At 38.1% G+C, this 16,321-nt stretch carries 13 protein-coding genes; 9 read left to right on the top strand and 4 right to left on the bottom strand.

Annotation, left to right across the window (positions count from 1 at the left end; all coding sequences use genetic code 11):
• Positions 1-79 precede the first annotated feature (79 nt).
• From HPE63_RS02590 to HPE63_RS02550, 9 genes are all read left to right on the top strand, one after another.
• The gene (locus HPE63_RS02590) at positions 80-2,245 is read left to right on the top strand and encodes a DUF5916 domain-containing protein (RefSeq protein WP_188312664.1); all 2,166 of its coding nucleotides are present in this window, start codon (positions 80-82) and stop codon (positions 2,243-2,245) included.
• Between the two features lie 306 nt (positions 2,246-2,551).
• Positions 2,552-4,663: an elongation factor G gene (locus tag HPE63_RS02585; protein ID WP_188312663.1), complete on the top strand. Its 2,112-nt coding sequence runs from the start codon at positions 2,552-2,554 to the stop codon at positions 4,661-4,663.
• Positions 4,664-5,623: 960 nt separating this feature from the next.
• A complete protein-coding gene (locus HPE63_RS02580; RefSeq protein ID WP_188312662.1) occupies positions 5,624-6,124 on the top strand; it encodes a hypothetical protein in 501 nt (166 codons plus the stop codon).
• 11 nt (positions 6,125-6,135) lie between these two features.
• Positions 6,136-6,504, top strand: coding sequence for a GerW family sporulation protein (locus HPE63_RS02575; protein WP_188312661.1), 369 nt, complete (start codon positions 6,136-6,138; stop codon positions 6,502-6,504).
• Between the two features lie 317 nt (positions 6,505-6,821).
• Positions 6,822-7,277: a cold-shock protein gene (locus HPE63_RS02570; RefSeq protein WP_188312660.1), complete on the top strand. Its 456-nt coding sequence runs from the start codon at positions 6,822-6,824 to the stop codon at positions 7,275-7,277.
• Between the two features lie 242 nt (positions 7,278-7,519).
• Entirely contained in the window at positions 7,520-8,449 is a 930-nt protein-coding gene (locus HPE63_RS02565) for a nuclear transport factor 2 family protein (protein WP_188312659.1), read from the top strand.
• A gap of 157 nt (positions 8,450-8,606) precedes the next feature.
• A complete protein-coding gene (locus HPE63_RS02560) occupies positions 8,607-9,716 on the top strand; it encodes an MBL fold metallo-hydrolase (protein ID WP_188312658.1) in 1,110 nt (369 codons plus the stop codon).
• Positions 9,717-9,904: 188 nt separating this feature from the next.
• The gene (locus HPE63_RS02555) at positions 9,905-11,011 is read left to right on the top strand and encodes a DUF7486 family protein (RefSeq protein ID WP_188312657.1); all 1,107 of its coding nucleotides are present in this window, start codon (positions 9,905-9,907) and stop codon (positions 11,009-11,011) included.
• A 119-nt stretch (positions 11,012-11,130) separates the two neighbouring features.
• Positions 11,131-12,051 (top strand): EamA family transporter, encoded by a 921-nt coding sequence (locus tag HPE63_RS02550; protein ID WP_188312656.1) that lies wholly within the window; start codon positions 11,131-11,133, stop codon positions 12,049-12,051.
• A gap of 145 nt (positions 12,052-12,196) precedes the next feature.
• Here the strand turns inward: HPE63_RS02550 and HPE63_RS02545 are convergent, their stop codons facing one another.
• The 4 genes from HPE63_RS02545 to HPE63_RS02530 all read right to left on the bottom strand — a co-directional run bounded on the left by HPE63_RS02545 (position 12,197) and on the right by HPE63_RS02530 (position 16,063).
• Complete coding sequence (locus HPE63_RS02545; protein WP_188312655.1) at positions 12,197-12,841, bottom strand: Crp/Fnr family transcriptional regulator; 645 nt, start codon at positions 12,839-12,841, stop codon at positions 12,197-12,199.
• Positions 12,842-12,966: 125 nt separating this feature from the next.
• Complete coding sequence (locus HPE63_RS02540) at positions 12,967-14,010, bottom strand: porin (RefSeq protein WP_188312654.1); 1,044 nt, start codon at positions 14,008-14,010, stop codon at positions 12,967-12,969.
• A gap of 26 nt (positions 14,011-14,036) precedes the next feature.
• A complete protein-coding gene (locus HPE63_RS02535) occupies positions 14,037-15,035 on the bottom strand; it encodes a rhodanese-like domain-containing protein (RefSeq protein ID WP_188312653.1) in 999 nt (332 codons plus the stop codon).
• Positions 15,036-15,064: 29 nt separating this feature from the next.
• Positions 15,065-16,063, bottom strand: coding sequence for a rhodanese-like domain-containing protein (locus tag HPE63_RS02530; RefSeq protein WP_188312652.1), 999 nt, complete (start codon positions 16,061-16,063; stop codon positions 15,065-15,067).
• Positions 16,064-16,321 lie beyond the last annotated feature (258 nt).

The raw sequence follows: 16,321 nt of genomic DNA, 5'->3' as shown, positions 1-16,321 counted from the left end.
AAAATTGCCAAATTATCGCCGATAATAGTCGATATTTTACAAGTCTTTTTCTTAATTATTAACTACATTAGTTCTTTGTATGAGAAGCCAATTTACCGCCATAATATTCATCATTGTTTGTTTTTCGGGCTGGGCACAAAAAAAGAACGAATCGTTTCGCTTACATATCAAAAGGGCAACTTCACCCATTGAAATCGATGGAGTGGCGGATGATCCCGCTTGGCAAGATACCGACGTAGCCGATGATTTTTTTATGGTTTTACCCATGGACGGACGGAAGGCCAATGAGAAATCGGAAATTCGCATGGCATATGATGATAAGCATATCTATCTTGTCGCTACTTTTTTCAATGCCACTAAAGGGAAGAATTTCGTGGAATCCCTACGAAGGGATTTCAGCTTCGGTAAGAATGATAACTTTTTGCTCTTTTTAGATCCCTTCAACAATCAAACAACAGGTTTTTCCTTTGGTTCAAATGCTGCAGGTGCCCAATGGGATGGTACCATGTACAGTGGAAGTGGTATTGATCTTAATTGGGATAGCAAATGGATATCCAAGGTAGTACGCGACGAGGAAAAGTGGGTCTTTGAAATGGCGGTTCCCTTCAAATCGATTCGGTATAAGGATGGGGTAAAGGAATGGGGTATCAATTTTAGTCGTTTGGATTTAAAAGCAAGTGAAAAATCGAGTTGGACCCCCATCCCTCGACAATTTCCCACATCTTCATTGGCTTATACCGGAGTTTTGGTCTGGGACACACCCCCACCATCGCCTGGAACCAATATATCCTTGATACCTTATCTATTGGGAAGTGTAATCAATACCGAAGAGGGATCTACGTATGACAAAAAGGTGGGAGGCGATGTGAAGGTCAGTCTTACCTCGTCTTTAAACCTTGATTTGACGGTAAATCCTGATTTTTCCCAAGTAGAAGTTGATCGTCAGATCACCAATTTAGATCGGTTTGAACTGTTCTTTCCTGAAAAACGACAATTTTTTCTGGAAAACGGTGATTTATTTGCAAATTTCGGATATTCCAGCATTCGCCCTTTTTTTTCAAGACGTATCGGTTTGGGTGTACCGATCAGGGCAGGGGCAAGGGTCAGTGGTAACCTGAATGAAAAATGGCGATTGGGACTTATGGATATGCAAACCGCCGCTGTTGATGAAACGGGGTTGCCCAGTCAGAATTTCGGGGTGTTGTCGCTTCAACGTAAAGTTTTCAGTAGATCGAATATTGGTTTCATGCTGGTGAATATGGAATCAATCAACTATCCGCAAGAAAGCGATTCCTTAACCACGCTGTATCCGAAATTCAATCGTAATCTAGGAATGGAATATAATTTGGCCTCTTCGAATAATCTATGGAATGGAAAGGCTTTCATATTGAAATCCTTCTCACCCAGTAACCAGGGTAATGGTATAACCCAGGCAGCACACTTGGAATATAAAAGCAGAAAATGGAATTGGCGTATCCAAGAAGAATCCGTAGGGGAAAGTTATAGGGCCGAGGTGGGTTATGTCCCTAGAAATGGGTATATAAAGCTCCAGTCTTATTTAGGATATCTATTCTTTCCTAAATCCGGTAAAATATTAAGCCATGGGCCCACTTTGAACACCGGTTATTATTTCGACCAAAGTTTTGCCCGAACAGACAATACGAGTTACTTACTTTATTCCTTTGATTTTCGTAATCGGAGTAGCTTCAATTTTTTTATCTCTGATGACTTTGTGGAATTACTATCGCCATTTGATCCAACTAGATTAGGGAAAGAGGAGCTACCCACCGGGACCAAACATCAATGGAATGCATTTGGGTGGATGTACGCATCCAAACCCCAAAGTTTATTCACCTACACCTTTGATTCCCGTTTTGGTGGATATTATGAAGATGGCAACAGAACAAGTCTAACCACGGAATTGGGATACAGGTTTCAACCTTATGTAAGCCTAAGTGCAAATTTGAATTACAATCGTATAAAAATGCCGGCTCCATGGAATACCAATGAATTCTGGCTTATTGGATCGGAAGTGGATATCACCTTTACCAATACGTTGTTCTTTTCCAATCTTTTTCAATACAATGAACAATCCAAGAATTTTAATTTGAATTCAAGATTCCAATGGCGCTATAAACCGGCTTCGGACCTCTTCATAGTCTATACAAATAATCATCTATTGTCACCTTATTCCGGAAGAACATGGTCCCTTACTTTGAAACTCAATTACTGGTTCAATCCCTAAATAATACCCCACATGTTCAGAATTGTCCAGACTCTTTCCAAAAGTGCCCAATACACATTTAGCCCTTAAGTATTCTGCAACAAGGTCCTCTTTGATCGGTTTTTATAAATACAGTGGATTTAACGTATGATTTCAAACCATTTTAGTATTTTTAAGAGATACTTTATCTGTTTATATACCAAAATCCAACCTAGGGTCTCCTTACCTAGAGAATACAACAATATTTAGGTATAAAAACTAACAAATGTCATGTTATTCGAATGAATGAAATTCTAGATTTGTAAGACAACTAAAAACCAATACTCCATGAAGATATACGATGATAAACACATAAAAAATGTAGTTCTTGTAGGGGCCCATAATGCCGGTAAAACGACACTGGCAGAAACTATGCTTTTCGAGGCCGGATTGATCAATAGAAGAGGTACCGTTGAAAATTTTAATACCGTATCGGATTATCATGAAATTGAGCATGAAAGGGGAAATTCAGTTTTTGCCACACCTATGCATACCGAATGGCGACAGTACAAGATCAATATCATGGATACTCCTGGATTGGACGATTTCATCGGTGAGATCATAGCCTCAATCCGTGTGGCAGATACTATTGTGACCGTCATCAACGGACAACATGGTGTCGAGGTCGGCACAGAGATTATATGGAATTATGTAGATAAATATCAAAAGCCAACCTTATTTGTAATAAATCAAATAGATCATGAGGGCCTAAAGTTCGATCAAAGCTATAATAGTCTTAAGAATTTGGTAGGTAACAACCTAGTTAAGATACAATATCCGATAAAAGTCGATGGTGCCCAGTGTATCATCGATGTTTTAAAGATGAAAATGTACAAATTTGGGCCTGAGGGAGGAAAACCGGAAAAACTTCCTATTCCTGATGACCAGAAAGAATTAGCAGATTTACTGCACAATGAGTTAGTTGAGAAAGCGGCAGAAAATGATGAGGAATTAATGGAACTTTTCTTTGATAAAGGCACCTTGAACGAAGATGAAATGCGACAGGGTATCAAGGTAGGCATGCTCAACCATGAAGTTTTCCCAGTATTCTGTACCTCTGGGCTAAATGACATGGGTAGTGGTCGACTTATGGGGTTCATTGACAATGTCGCCCCTTCAGCCGCTGATTTAAAACCAGAACAAAGTGTAGAAGGAAAAACCGTAGAACCCAAAAAGGAAGCCCCGACTTCACTTTTCGTATTTAAAACCATACACCAACCCAATTTGGGACAGATTACTTTTTTTAAGGTGAAATCGGGAGAAGTCAATCAAAATGATAAATTGGTGAATTCAAGAAATGATGAAACCGAGATCTTGAACCAGCTCTTTATCATGGATGGTAAAAAACGGGAACCCGTTTCAAAATTAACCGTTGGTGATATCGGGGCTACGTTAAAGCTGAAATACACCGAAACAAACGATACCTTACATGAAGCGGGCAATCCCTTAACTATTAAACCGATCCAATTCCCAGAACCAAGAACAAAAAAATCGGTATCTGCGGTCAATAAAAAGGAAGAGGAGAAATTGAGCGAAGCCTTAAAGAAAATCCATAGCCAGGATCCAACGGTCGTCATATCGTATTCAAAAGAGCTGAAGCAAGTAATTTTAGGTTGCCAAGGAGAACTGCATTTGGCCACCATTGATTGGGTATTAAAAAATATCTACGGTATAGAGGCTAAATTTGAACGTCCTAAAATTGCTTATCGTGAAACAATACAACGATCGGCAAATGCAAGTTATAGGCATAAAAAGCAATCTGGTGGTGCAGGACAATTTGCGCAGGTACATCTAAAAATAGAACCTTGGTATGAAGGCATGCCAGAACCCGAGGGATTCAATATAAGGGGAAAAGAAGAGGTCGATTTACCATGGGGAGGTAAGCTCGTTTTTTATAACTGTATTGTCGGTGGGGTTATAGATACACGTTATTTACCATCAATAATGAAAGGGATTTTGGAAGTAATGGAAACTGGCCCTTTAACAGGTTCGTATATACGCGATGTCAGGGTAATGGTCTATGATGGAAAAATGCACTCTGTCGATTCCAATGATATTTCATTTAAAATAGCCGGTGCCCACGCCTTTAAGGAGGCTTTTCTGAATGCCAATCCGAACTTATTGGAACCCGTTCAGGAATTGACCGTGAAAGTACCTGAGGAAATGGTAGGCAATGTTATGACCGACCTGCAGTCAAGACGTTCTATTATCCAGGGCATAGATACACAGGACCATTCCCAAATTTTAAAATGCATGGTTCCTGCGGCCGAACTTTACGGCTATTCGACCAATTTAAGATCAATGACACAAGGTAGGGCTACCTTCAAGTCTGTTTTTTCATCCTTCCAAGCCGTTCCATCGAATGTGCAAAAAAGTTTGGTTCAACAGTCAGAATCGTAAATTGCTAACCAACCTAAGTAGAGAGGGCCCTGACAATTCTGTCAGGGCCCTCTTGTTTTTTACTTTAAGGTTTCGATGCATGATCTAAGTTACTTAAAGTGGCGATGTGTTGCCCAATGTACCCTTTTACTATTCTTGAAATTCGAAAAATAGGAATGCTTTCTAGCTTCGGTGGGTGTCTGTAAGGTGATTATTGTTCTCATGATATTTTGTTTTTATGTCCTGAAGTTATTCAGGTTCTAGTTGTTGTTTGTTGTTTTTTAATGGTGCTATCTAATATAGCTTCTGTATTCTGCCCAACGTACGCGTTTACTGTCCTTGAAATTGGAAAAATAAGTATACTTTCTGGCCTCTGTTGGTGTTTTGCTTAATGTTGCTTTCATGATTTCTGTTCTTTACGACCCAATTAATGATTTCAGGTCTGATTATTTTTTGATTTGATGATGTTGGTTCTACTAGCGGTTAAAATTCCGATACCCTGCCCATTGAACCCTTTTAGTGTCTTTTAAAGTGGAAAAGAATGAATTAACCCTTGTTTCCGTTGCTGTTCTTCTACTTGATGCTCTCATGATTACTTTTTTTAGTTGTTGTTTGTATTGTTTTTAAGTTTTATATCGTATAACCAATCGGTATTCCAACCGCTGCCTATTTCAAAATATATTCTAGGTCTTAATTGATGTGGATGTAACGTTTCCATTTTTGTTGTTTTTGATTGACTTACACTATACAGACGAGAAGGTTGCAGTTTTGTTACAGTACTATGTATAAAAAGGTACCATTTTATATAATATTTAACAAATATGTATAGATAGAGTAGTGGATTTATTTATCTAACAAACTGATTATTAGGTTTTTATTGTTAATTTAAAATTGTTGGTATAAACTGTTAAATTTTAATTGGGTTGACCTAAGTCATTGCAGAACTGCAGTGTTTCAATATAATTTTGCCTAAAATATTTGATGTTAGTGTCGATAATCCTCCTGGTCATAAGCGCAATTATTGTATATCTATTATTTGTGCAACTCGTTCTTTATATAGATACGGGCACCAATGAATATTACGTTCGGGTAAAAGGACTTATGAAAGCGAATATAATGCCCCATAAGGAAGAACTGATACAGATTAGAATACGGGCCTTTTTTATGAATTTCTATTTCTACCCTATAAATAAAATAGGCACTCCAATCAAGCCCAGTACTACAAAAAAACTTGGGATCAAAAAAAAACGCCAATTGGGCTTTCGAAAGGGTTTGCGATTATTGCGGTCTTTTGAGGTCAAACGATTTTACGTTGAACTAGATACGGGAAATTGTATTACAAATGCAAAACTGTATCCATTATTCGCTTTACTAAACCAGAAATCCGGAAATTTCAGAATAAATTTTGAAGGTAAAAACCAACTGATACTTCATTTGCAGAATAGACCAATACACATCTTAAAATCATTTATTAACTTCTAAAATAGTATGTCATGGAATTACATTTTGAGGAATTATTAGGAAAGATTACCGACTTTATGAAGTCTGAGGCCAATACAGATACTGTTGTTGGTAAACAGTTCGATCTCGGGGAATTTAAATGTGTACCTGTGATCAAAGTAGGTATGGGATTTGGTTCTGGTGGAGGTGAAGGTACCGAAGCCAAAACAAAAAAAGGTCAAGGAATGGGTGCCGGCGCCGGCGTGGGCATTGAACCCATTGGCTTTTTGGTAACCAAAGGTGGGGAAATCTCCTTCTTGGAAGCCGGAAAGAAACATGGATTGGCAGCTGCCTTTGAAAAAGTCCCTGATCTAATTGAAAAGATCGTTAAAAATAGGGCAAAAGAAGAGGCAGCGGTATAAGGCCGCCTGTTCTAACAAGTATTGGATTGACTAGAGGTTGGTATGCTTAATCGCGTCCCAACCTTTTTTATTATAAAACGATAGCCGTAGTTCTATTGAAAAGAAAAATATGAAGTAAAAATGAAAGCTCAGAATGACAACATTAAGCACGCTTTATCACAATTAAAAGCAATACCTTATATTTGCAGTGATTTAAGAAGTTAAATTCCTCGTTTCAAAATTGGGTCTTGGGTTTTACTACGGATTGTTTTAAAATCATTGAATGATTTGTGCGACCTTCCTTTCTTAGATTATTAACTAAAATATCGAAGTAAAATATGGCGAAGTCGCAGCAGACATTTAATAAAAGTGAAAAGGAAAAAAAACGTTTAAAAAAGCGGGAAGAGAAACATAAGAAAAAATTGGCCCGAAAAGCAGCATCCAAAGAGCGCGGTGGGGGTATTAAATTCGCTTATGTGGATTATAATGGCAATCTAACCGATACACCACCCGATCCTTCCCAAAAGATCGAAATAGAGGCGGAAGATATTATTCTTGGTATTCCGAAAAAAGAAGAAGGTGATGAGGAAAAATTCGACCCTGTAAGAAACGGAAAGGTTTCATTTTATGATTCATCAAAAGGATTCGGATTTATTATCGACAGCGTTACCCAAGAAAAACACTTCACCCATGTCAGTGGGTTGATCGATGAAATTGTCGAAAACGACATGGTATCGTTTGAATTGGAAAAAGGGCAGCGCGGTATGAATGCCGTTAGGGTAAAAAAGATTTAGCGCCATAACCGTTCCCAAAAAGAAATTAGTATTAAAGACCGCAAATTCCTTGCGGTCTTTTAATTTCTGATAATTTGAAGAGGGTTAGGGTCACAAACTGATAAATAAACACATGGTTTGGGACAGGAATAAGGTGTATTCGTCCTTTTTGATTTTAAAAATATCCTTAAAGTTATTTCATTACGATAGAAATAGTGATGCAAAAGTTGTATTCACAATGTATAATCTAACATTCTATTAAAATGAAAAAAGTAACATTCTTGACCCTTACGCTTTTTGTGGCTATGGGCTATTCACAAAAGAAAAAAAACGGCACCGTTTATTTAGAACACCCTGCATTGGTGGCCGTTGATCAAATGCAACAAGCCTGGATGGCTGGTGATGATGCTAAAGTAGCCACGTATCTGTCCGATGATTTCAAATCCTATTATGGATCCAACGTCAATAAAGATAGAAAGGGGCAGGATAAGGAAGACTTTTTAAAGCAGGTAAAATCCCTTCCAGAAGACTTATCCTATGTATCATTAAAACCATCGCAAGGGGCTTTTCCCGATGCTATTGAATATAAGGATGGTGATACATGGGTTCAAACATGGGACCACATGAAGGCCATTCATAATAAGACCGGTGTAAAATTAGACATGCCCTTCCATAGATTATATAAGTTAGACGATAAGGGGAAGATCAGTGTACTAATCAACTATTATGAAAATAGGATGTTCTGGGAAATAGGGAGAAGCTATTCAGATCGGGAAAATGGTACGATATACAATCACCATGATAATATAAATAGTGTTCGAAGAATGATGGGGGCTTTTGAAAATAGCGATTTTGATGTGGCATACAGCTTCTTTGACGATGATTGCCGTTTTAATACCTTGGAATTACCCGATGGTGAAACAATGACCCTTGAGGAAGTCAAGGAACGCAATAAAAAAATGTGGGAAGCCTATGAATTCAATAGTATTGATGTTGTTGGGTATCCAGATTATCTAGAATATGACTTATGGGATGGTAGAGTGGTACAATCCTGGTGGAAATTCAGAATGACCAGAAAATCGGATGGTAAAAAATTCATTGTTCCAGCGATGTATACCCATAATTTCAACGAAGATGGTAAAATTGTAGGCTCAAATGCCTATGTAAGCACAAAGGTTTTGGATGCCAAATAAACGTTATGGGATTTGATAATAAAGGAGGGCTTATGGCCCTCTTTTTTTGTAATATTGGCAAAAGACGCTGCCTATTCATACTTCAATTTTACTACATTTGCGTTTTTATTCAGGAAATTTTTAAATGCTTAAAATATTTTTAATACTAATAAAACGAATGTTGCTAGGAATTGGAATTCTATCGGGTGTAGTGTTGATAACCACCACAGCCTTTATAAATATCAGCCCTGAATTTGGGGGTAAGGCAACTAAGGAGCAAAAAGAGTTATTCGCCAAGTCCCCTAATTTTAAAGAAGGAAAGTTCATCAACCGTGACAATATTCAGATGAGCATGGACTTCAAGAAATTCGTAAAAAGCATGATAGGCTATTTCAGGCCATCGCCAAATACAAGACCTGGCTCAGATATAACGGTACAAAAGATAGATTCTTTGAATATTGTGCAATACAAGGACAGCACACGATTGGTATGGTTCGGCCATTCTACCTTTTTACTTCAAATGAACGGAAAGAACATTCTAATAGATCCAATGTTCGGCGATGTTCCTGCACCACATCCATTGTTGGGTGGTAAAAGGTTCAGTGTTGAATTGCCTATTGAAATTGAAAAATTGCCTCAAATAGATGCGGTCATTTTGTCCCATGATCATTATGATCATTTGGATCATGGTTCAATACGTAAGTTAAAAGACAAGGTAGGCCAATTTTTTACGCCATTGGGCGTGGGTTCCCATCTGCAGGCATGGGGCGTTGAAGCGGAAGAAATAACCGAATTGGATTGGTGGCAGGAATGTAATTTTGACGAATTGACCTTCAGATGCACTCCGGCCCAACATTTTTCCGGCAGGGGGTTCAATGACCGTGGTAACACCCTATGGGCCTCATGGATCATATCATCGGCTACCGAGAATATATTTTTTAGTGGGGATAGTGGTTATGGCCCCCATTTTAAAGAAATAGGGGACAAATATGGCCCTTTCGATTTTGCTATGATGGAGTGTGGCCAGTACAACGAAATGTGGAAGGAAATCCATATGATGCCTGAAGAAACGGCACAAGCGGGTGTCGATATTAGGGCAAAATACATCATGCCCATTCATTGGGGAGCTTTTAAGTTGGCCATGCATTCATGGACAGACCCTGTTGAACGCGTTTTAGAAAAGGCATCTGATTTAAGGATTCCTGTGTTGGTTCCAAGGATTGGGGAACCTATCTACATTGCCGAACAAGATATTACAAACTCAATATGGTGGGACCACTATAACTAGTGTTCATCTATTCCTGATTCTACCCAACATCCTTCTTTTCTTCCCTTATTGAACCAAGTCCGACAACATGATAATTATCAGTTTCTTAGATAGATACGTATAGTAACTTTGGTTAGTTATTGCATTGACAGACCATTCATCAATGCCATACAGTATAGTACATTTAGAATCTAATAAATTAATCGACCATGGGAAAAGCATACCACATTTCATCAGTACTCCATAAATTCTGGAGCATTTTTCTTCTAGCAATATTAGTTGTTTTAAGCAATTGTAAAGAAATTGAAAAGGAAACTTCAAAAACCATTGAATCGGATATGGCGATAACCGATGAAATGGTTATTTGGCATATTAAGACCATTCATCCAGATGGTAGGTTAATCGATGTCAAAGCCATAGACAAGGATGGCAACATCTTTGATGTCAAGGCCATTCAACATACCAAACAGACCAGTTTTATGGATATAAAGGCACTGGTCGGCGACAAACAGTTACCTGTGAAATTGTTGGTAAGTGGTGATAAGTATACTCGAGTAAAGGCACTCGCCGATGACGGCAGTGTATATGATATCAAGGCTTTGCCCCCCGAAGGGGATACCTTGGATGTCAAGGGTGTGAGTAGGACCAAAAATATCATCCACATCAAGGCCATAAGCAAAGCAGGGGATTTTTATGGTATAAAGGCCATTTCCCCTGAAGGTAGGCTAAATGACGTTAAAGGCGTAAAAATGACCGATGATCAGACAGAGGTATTGATCAATGGGCATGCTGTTTATGCCCACGTTAAGGCGCTCCCCCAAGCAGGTGAGGCAAGCAACAATGGGAGGTGGCATATCAAGGCCATTCATCCAGAAGGCTATGTGTTGGATATAAAAGCCTTCGATACCAATGGCGCAATTTATGATGTGAAGGCCATTCAGGATTCCTATCAAAGAAGTTTAATGGATATTAAAACCATTGTTGGTGAGAATGGATACCTCCCCATAAAAATGATCATCAGTTCGGATGAATATAAACCTATAAAGGCAATTTCGGATAACGGAACTTTGTTCGATATCAAGGCTATTACCAAAGAAGGTACTAAACTAGATGTAAAAGGGGTGTTGCGTGAAGGAAATATTGTTCATGTCAAGGCAATAAATGCTGAGGGTAAGTTCTATGGTGTCAAGGCTATTTCACCAGATGGTGAATTGAACGATGTTAAAGGAATCAAATTGAACAAAGAAGACCTTGAAACGGAAATAAACGGACAAAAGATATATGCCCATATAAAAGCTATTCCACAGGCTTACTAGAGGATTTATCAAAAGGATTGAAAAAGAGGGTGTACGACCCTCTTTTTTTTTGCTTTCATTTAATCACGTGATAAAAAAGATATCTTTACTTGTTTAAAATAAGATCACACTAAATTTTCATGCCTAAATCCCAAAGTCCCTTACTGATTATCCTTGCATTTTTCTCTATATATGTTATTTGGGGATCTACCTACCTATTGAACAAAATTGCTGTAAATGAACTACCTCCGTTTATGCTGGCATCGATTCGTTTTATTGTTGCCGGCATTTTAATATTCATTATAGCCAGAATTATGGGGAAAAGTATCGCCATTAGTTGGAGACAACTAAGGAATACTACGATTGCAGGGTTTTTATTTTTAACCTTTGGAAATGGGGTAGTGGTTTGGGCCCTAAAATTTGTGGATAGCGGTTTTGCTGCTTTGGAAATATCCGCCCAACCATTGATTATACTTCTACTTATGCGCATTTTACAAGGCAAGAAAATACAGATGATGTCGGTAATTGGGGTCATCTTGGGTTTTATAGGTATTTATTTATTGGTGAGCCAAAAACAAGTCCTGAGTCAGGAGAATTCCGTAATGGGTATGCTTATGATTTTTGCATGCATGTTGAGTTGGGGGTATGGCAGCCTTTTTGTTGGTAAGGCCGATTTGCCAAAAAATTATTTTGTCAATACCGGATATCAAATGTTTATAGGGGGAATAATGTTGGCATTATCTAGCCTAATTTTTGGTGAAACTTGGAGTTCACCTCTTGAATGGGGAAAACCTGTACAGTATTCCATGATATTGCTTATTATTTTTGGCAGTATTGTGGCTTTTACTTCGTTCAATTATTTACTGAAAGTCGTCTCACCGGAGAAAGTGGCTACTTCCACCTATGTTAATCCTATTATTGCCCTAGCTTTGGGATGGTATTTTTTAAATGAGGAAATAACGCTACAGTCCATCTTTGCCGCCATAATTCTGCTAACCGGCGTTTATTTTATCAACACAAAAAGGAAATTCATAGTTTTTCCCCGTTTTTTTAGATTTTAATGAACGCCTCTAAACATGGAAATGTTTAAGCCTATCTTTAAATAGAGTATCATTGTTTCTACTATAGGATATAGGAGTCCCTGTAGTATGGCCAATGATTATACAAACGAAAAGGCAAAAAAGAAAAAGTTGAATGATTCTAAGGCTATATTACACGAACCTTATTTCGTGTTGAAAAAATAACCCCCTCATCATGAAGATCTTGTATTAACCGTGTAATGACAACTCTTGATGTATTCAGGTCTTTCGCAATTTCTTGATGGGTTATCTCAAGAATCGATTCCTTGGAAACTTTAGCTTTGTTTTTTAAATACTTCAGCAAGCGATCCTTCATTTTCAAAAAAGCAAGGGTATCTATTGAATCGACCATTTCCAATAACCTAAAATGGTAACTATCTATGATATAATGTCGCCAGGATTCATAGGTGACCAACCATTTTTCAATCTTATCAATAGGTAGAAGGATCATTTCAGCGTCGTCCTCGACAACGCCCTTAAAAACACTTTTCCTTTTGTGAAGACAATTTGCAAAGGAAATGGCACAAGTGTCACCCCGCTCTAAAAAATATAAGGCCAGTTCCTTATCATTCTCTTTTCGACTGATCTTTATGGTTCCTTTTATGATCAAGGGAATATGTTTCAATTCATCATCAATATCGATTAATACACCCCCTCTTTTGATTGTATTAAATTCTCCCACTTCGAAAATCTCATTCAAGAGTTCATCTTCAAATAAATGAGAATATTCCTTTCTAAGTTTGTCACTTACAGTAGAAACTTGTTTTGGCATAGTTTGTTATACTTAGATGATTCATACAAATTTAACCAATAAAAACAAGAAACCTCCCGGAACTCTAGGAGGTTTCTTCAGTTAAACTAAAACGAATGAACAAAAATAAAACTGATTATGAGCGTTTAGAACTTTACCTGGACCTGCGCCAAGAACATATCGTTATCCACATTGATATGGGTTTCGATGTGCGCTTGATAGTTTACTTGTAATCTGATCTTATCGTTGACAAAATAGTTGAATCCCAAGGTCATCATTTCTTGATATCCAATTTTTTTCACGTCTATATTTGGATCAAAGTATTCATATTTAAAGACGGGCTGTACATTCCACTTGGTATCATAGGAAGCCATGATATAGGCTCCATCCCTTTTTTCTCCCAGTTCAACGGGGGTGGCACCACAACCTCCACCAGCGGCACGGTTATAATCACCCTCATCATAAATATATTCACCTTGAACCTTGAGATTGTTCAATACCACGGCGAATTCACCGCCAAAAGTGCTTCTAGTGGTATTGTTCGTATTGGGGTATCCATATCTAAAACTACCTCCTAAGGTTAAGAAATTGGTGACTTTATAGGTAGCTCTACCCACAATATCCTTATTTGTGTTGTTATCGACTACCCCTAAACCCCTACCATTCATTAAAGCTAGGGCATAATTAAGTTTAGTGTACTGGTTACCGCCGAATAAGCCGATCCCAAAATCCCTTTGTGGTGCCACCAATTGATCAGCCACGATGGATCTATCGATAGTTACTAGACTATGACATGGAGTTGCAACCTCTAAACTAAAAGGTTGTTTATAGGAACCCAAAGAGATTTTGGCCCAAGAGTATTTATCATAGGTTATAAAGGCATCCATGATATAAGCATCACCCGAACTGCCAATAAAAGGACTGGTTTCGAGCATGAAATAGTATGAAAAATCGTCATAAGCCCGGCCTCTAACTCCTATCCTAGCTCTTTTGAAAGCAAAGGTGCTTTCACCAGGATCGGAAAAAGTATAATCATATTGGGATTGTAAATACCCAAATAAGATAGGTTTGTTCGCATTGAGGGAATCACTCGATGCCCCGGGCATATCACCTTCACAACCTTGTGAAAAGGCATTGTTTCCTAGAAATAGCAACGCTACTACCAAGACACTATATATTTTGTTTATCATCACATCTAAATTTTTAGGGTTTGCAATTAATTAACCAATGGTAAATTTTTTGGATTGCTGTCACCACCCCATTGATTAGATGTGAATGCTTGGTTAGAATTGAACATGCCGTTCATACCAAATGTTAAACTATAGGCATCATATCCCAATACTCTTAAACAAGCCGTTAAGACTGCGGAAGTTTGCCCTGTATAGCAATAGCTTACCACTTTTGCGTTAGAACTGGGATCAAGACCCAAATAGGTATTATCTGCGAGGGTTAACGGTAAAATACGGTAAGCACCATCGATATGACCAAATCCTAAGTAGTCAGCTTCGCTGAAATAATTATTGATAAAATAATTGCTTGGCGTGGCCAAAACATCTGCCCCAGAAACTGTTTTGAATCCATCGGCTACGACTTGTTCAACCCTGTCTTTAAGAATCTGGGCACCATCCGTTGAAAAGCTGGAAATTACGGGATCAGAGAATACTTCTGTAGTGGGGGCATTTGAAAATGACCAATTGGAATGACCATCGGCAGCATTGCCTATATTATTGTTCCAAGGACCTGCGGTAGCCGGGTTCCAACCGCTCATTCCCCATTTTAAAGCCCTGGTGTGTGAATAACCATACAAACGCATTAAGGCAGTCGCATAACAAGCTGTTTGGCCGGTATAACATACTACCAAAACTGGTTTTGTTGAGGCCGCCGCTTCTGTTAAGATATCAGCAAATGCTACATTTTTCGCACCTTGAATATGATTGGCCATAAAATCTGTATTACTTCTGATGTCGATAATGGTATATTTTGCAAGGAACGCATCTAAATCGGCCGCAGCGGGGGCTCCAACTACAAACTTTTCACCATCTGCATTGGTATCTATGTTGTCGATATCCAACCCATTTGCTGTCATGTGGTTTTTAAGTAAAGTAAATGCGGGAGTCGATTCACTATCTACAATATCATCCCCTCGATCACAAGAGGTAAACAATAATGAGGGCAACAATAAAAGTCCGATTAAATACAATGATATTCTTTTCATAATGTAAAATTTAAAGTGGTTTGATTTTATTATTCAATTACTGGGAACATGTTGATTTCTTTTTTGGTAAAAGCATCCCAGTTTTTTTCTTTTAAGATCTTATTCATAAAGGCATTAGCCCCATAGGCGACATTACCTACATCATATCCTAAAAGGTTAAGGTAGGCAACCACATAGGCTGCTTCTTGGCCAGTAGCACTAAAAACAGCCACTTTTTTGTCAATAGGTAGGGTAGAGAGGTCAGTGGTGGATGCCAACGACCCATTGGGCTCATAAAATACCGCACCTGGAATATGTCCGTTTTGGTATTTTTCCTGACCCCAGTAATCCAAAACAAAATAGTCGGAGGGGTTTGCAAAAATATCTTCTGACTTTATGATATACTCATTATAAGGAGTTGCGAATGCTTTTTCCAATCGTGCCCTTAAAATTTCCTGTGCCTCTGTTTTACCAGTATTTAAGGAAGGGTATGAACCTTTATCGGGTTTTGCGTTTTCATTGGTTTCCAATTTGTCGGCAAAAGCATCTGAAGTGTTTTTTAACCAGGTATCCTCTGCAAAATCCAATCGCCAACAACCCATTCCCCATTTCATGCTATACACATTATCATATCCGGCCAAACGCAATAGACTGGTAAAATAGGCAGCGCTTTGGCCTGAATAACATATCAATACGATCTTGTCAAAGTCGGCAGGACTGATTTTGGTTTCAAAATAAGTGAGCAGATCTTCTGGCTGAACATTGTTGGCATCTTTTATATGCGAATATTCAAACCAACTATCGGTTCGAATATCGATAATATGATATTTCGGATCCTTCATGTTCTTTTTAACTTCATCTGCCATGACCAAAGCAGGGGAGGACGGACTATTGATGAAATTATTATTGGTTTCGAAATAATTCAATAAGGTCTCAAATTCATTAGGTGGATCAATTGAAGAACGATTGAGGTCATTATTTGTAAAACTGCTCAGCAATGCAACTGACGAAATAAGAATAGCAACTAGAAAAATAGATAGCCTTTTCATATGATTATGGTTTAAAATATTAAGTTAATTTGCCTACAAAATTATGCCTGATAACTAGCTAGCTTTATGACATTTATCACATTTTAGTAATACATAATCAGTACATTCTGTAACAATTGTTACAGAAAAAATATTTTGATTAATAGCTTGATTGATAGATATTTACATCATGTTACTTTATGACATAAACGAAAGGTAAAAAACCAAAGGTTCGGAATACAAAAAAGGTGGGAATCTCATCGATTCCCACCTTGTAAA

This window comes from Maribacter arenosus (assembly GCF_014610845.1).
In the GTDB taxonomy this organism is placed as follows: Bacteria; Bacteroidota; Bacteroidia; order Flavobacteriales; family Flavobacteriaceae; genus Maribacter_A; species Maribacter_A arenosus.
Note: the sequence above shows the minus strand (reverse complement) of the source record. Positions and strands in the feature narration are given on the sequence as shown.

Coding starts and splice junctions, on each gene's coding strand:
- HPE63_RS02545 (WP_188312655.1), bottom strand. CDS start 12,841: ATGCCAAAACAAGTTTCTACTGTAAGTGACAAACTTAGAAAGGAATAT.
- HPE63_RS02530 (WP_188312652.1), bottom strand. CDS start 16,063: ATGAAAAGGCTATCTATTTTTCTAGTTGCTATTCTTATTTCGTCAGTT.
- HPE63_RS02550 (WP_188312656.1), top strand. CDS start 11,131: ATGCCTAAATCCCAAAGTCCCTTACTGATTATCCTTGCATTTTTCTCT.
- HPE63_RS02555 (WP_188312657.1), top strand. CDS start 9,905: ATGGGAAAAGCATACCACATTTCATCAGTACTCCATAAATTCTGGAGC.
- HPE63_RS02570 (WP_188312660.1), top strand. CDS start 6,822: ATGGCGAAGTCGCAGCAGACATTTAATAAAAGTGAAAAGGAAAAAAAA.
- HPE63_RS02575 (WP_188312661.1), top strand. CDS start 6,136: ATGGAATTACATTTTGAGGAATTATTAGGAAAGATTACCGACTTTATG.
- HPE63_RS02565 (WP_188312659.1), top strand. CDS start 7,520: ATGAAAAAAGTAACATTCTTGACCCTTACGCTTTTTGTGGCTATGGGC.
- HPE63_RS02590 (WP_188312664.1), top strand. CDS start 80: ATGAGAAGCCAATTTACCGCCATAATATTCATCATTGTTTGTTTTTCG.
- HPE63_RS02535 (WP_188312653.1), bottom strand. CDS start 15,035: ATGAAAAGAATATCATTGTATTTAATCGGACTTTTATTGTTGCCCTCA.
- HPE63_RS02560 (WP_188312658.1), top strand. CDS start 8,607: ATGTTGCTAGGAATTGGAATTCTATCGGGTGTAGTGTTGATAACCACC.
- HPE63_RS02585 (WP_188312663.1), top strand. CDS start 2,552: ATGAAGATATACGATGATAAACACATAAAAAATGTAGTTCTTGTAGGG.
- HPE63_RS02540 (WP_188312654.1), bottom strand. CDS start 14,010: ATGATAAACAAAATATATAGTGTCTTGGTAGTAGCGTTGCTATTTCTA.
- HPE63_RS02580 (WP_188312662.1), top strand. CDS start 5,624: ATGTTAGTGTCGATAATCCTCCTGGTCATAAGCGCAATTATTGTATAT.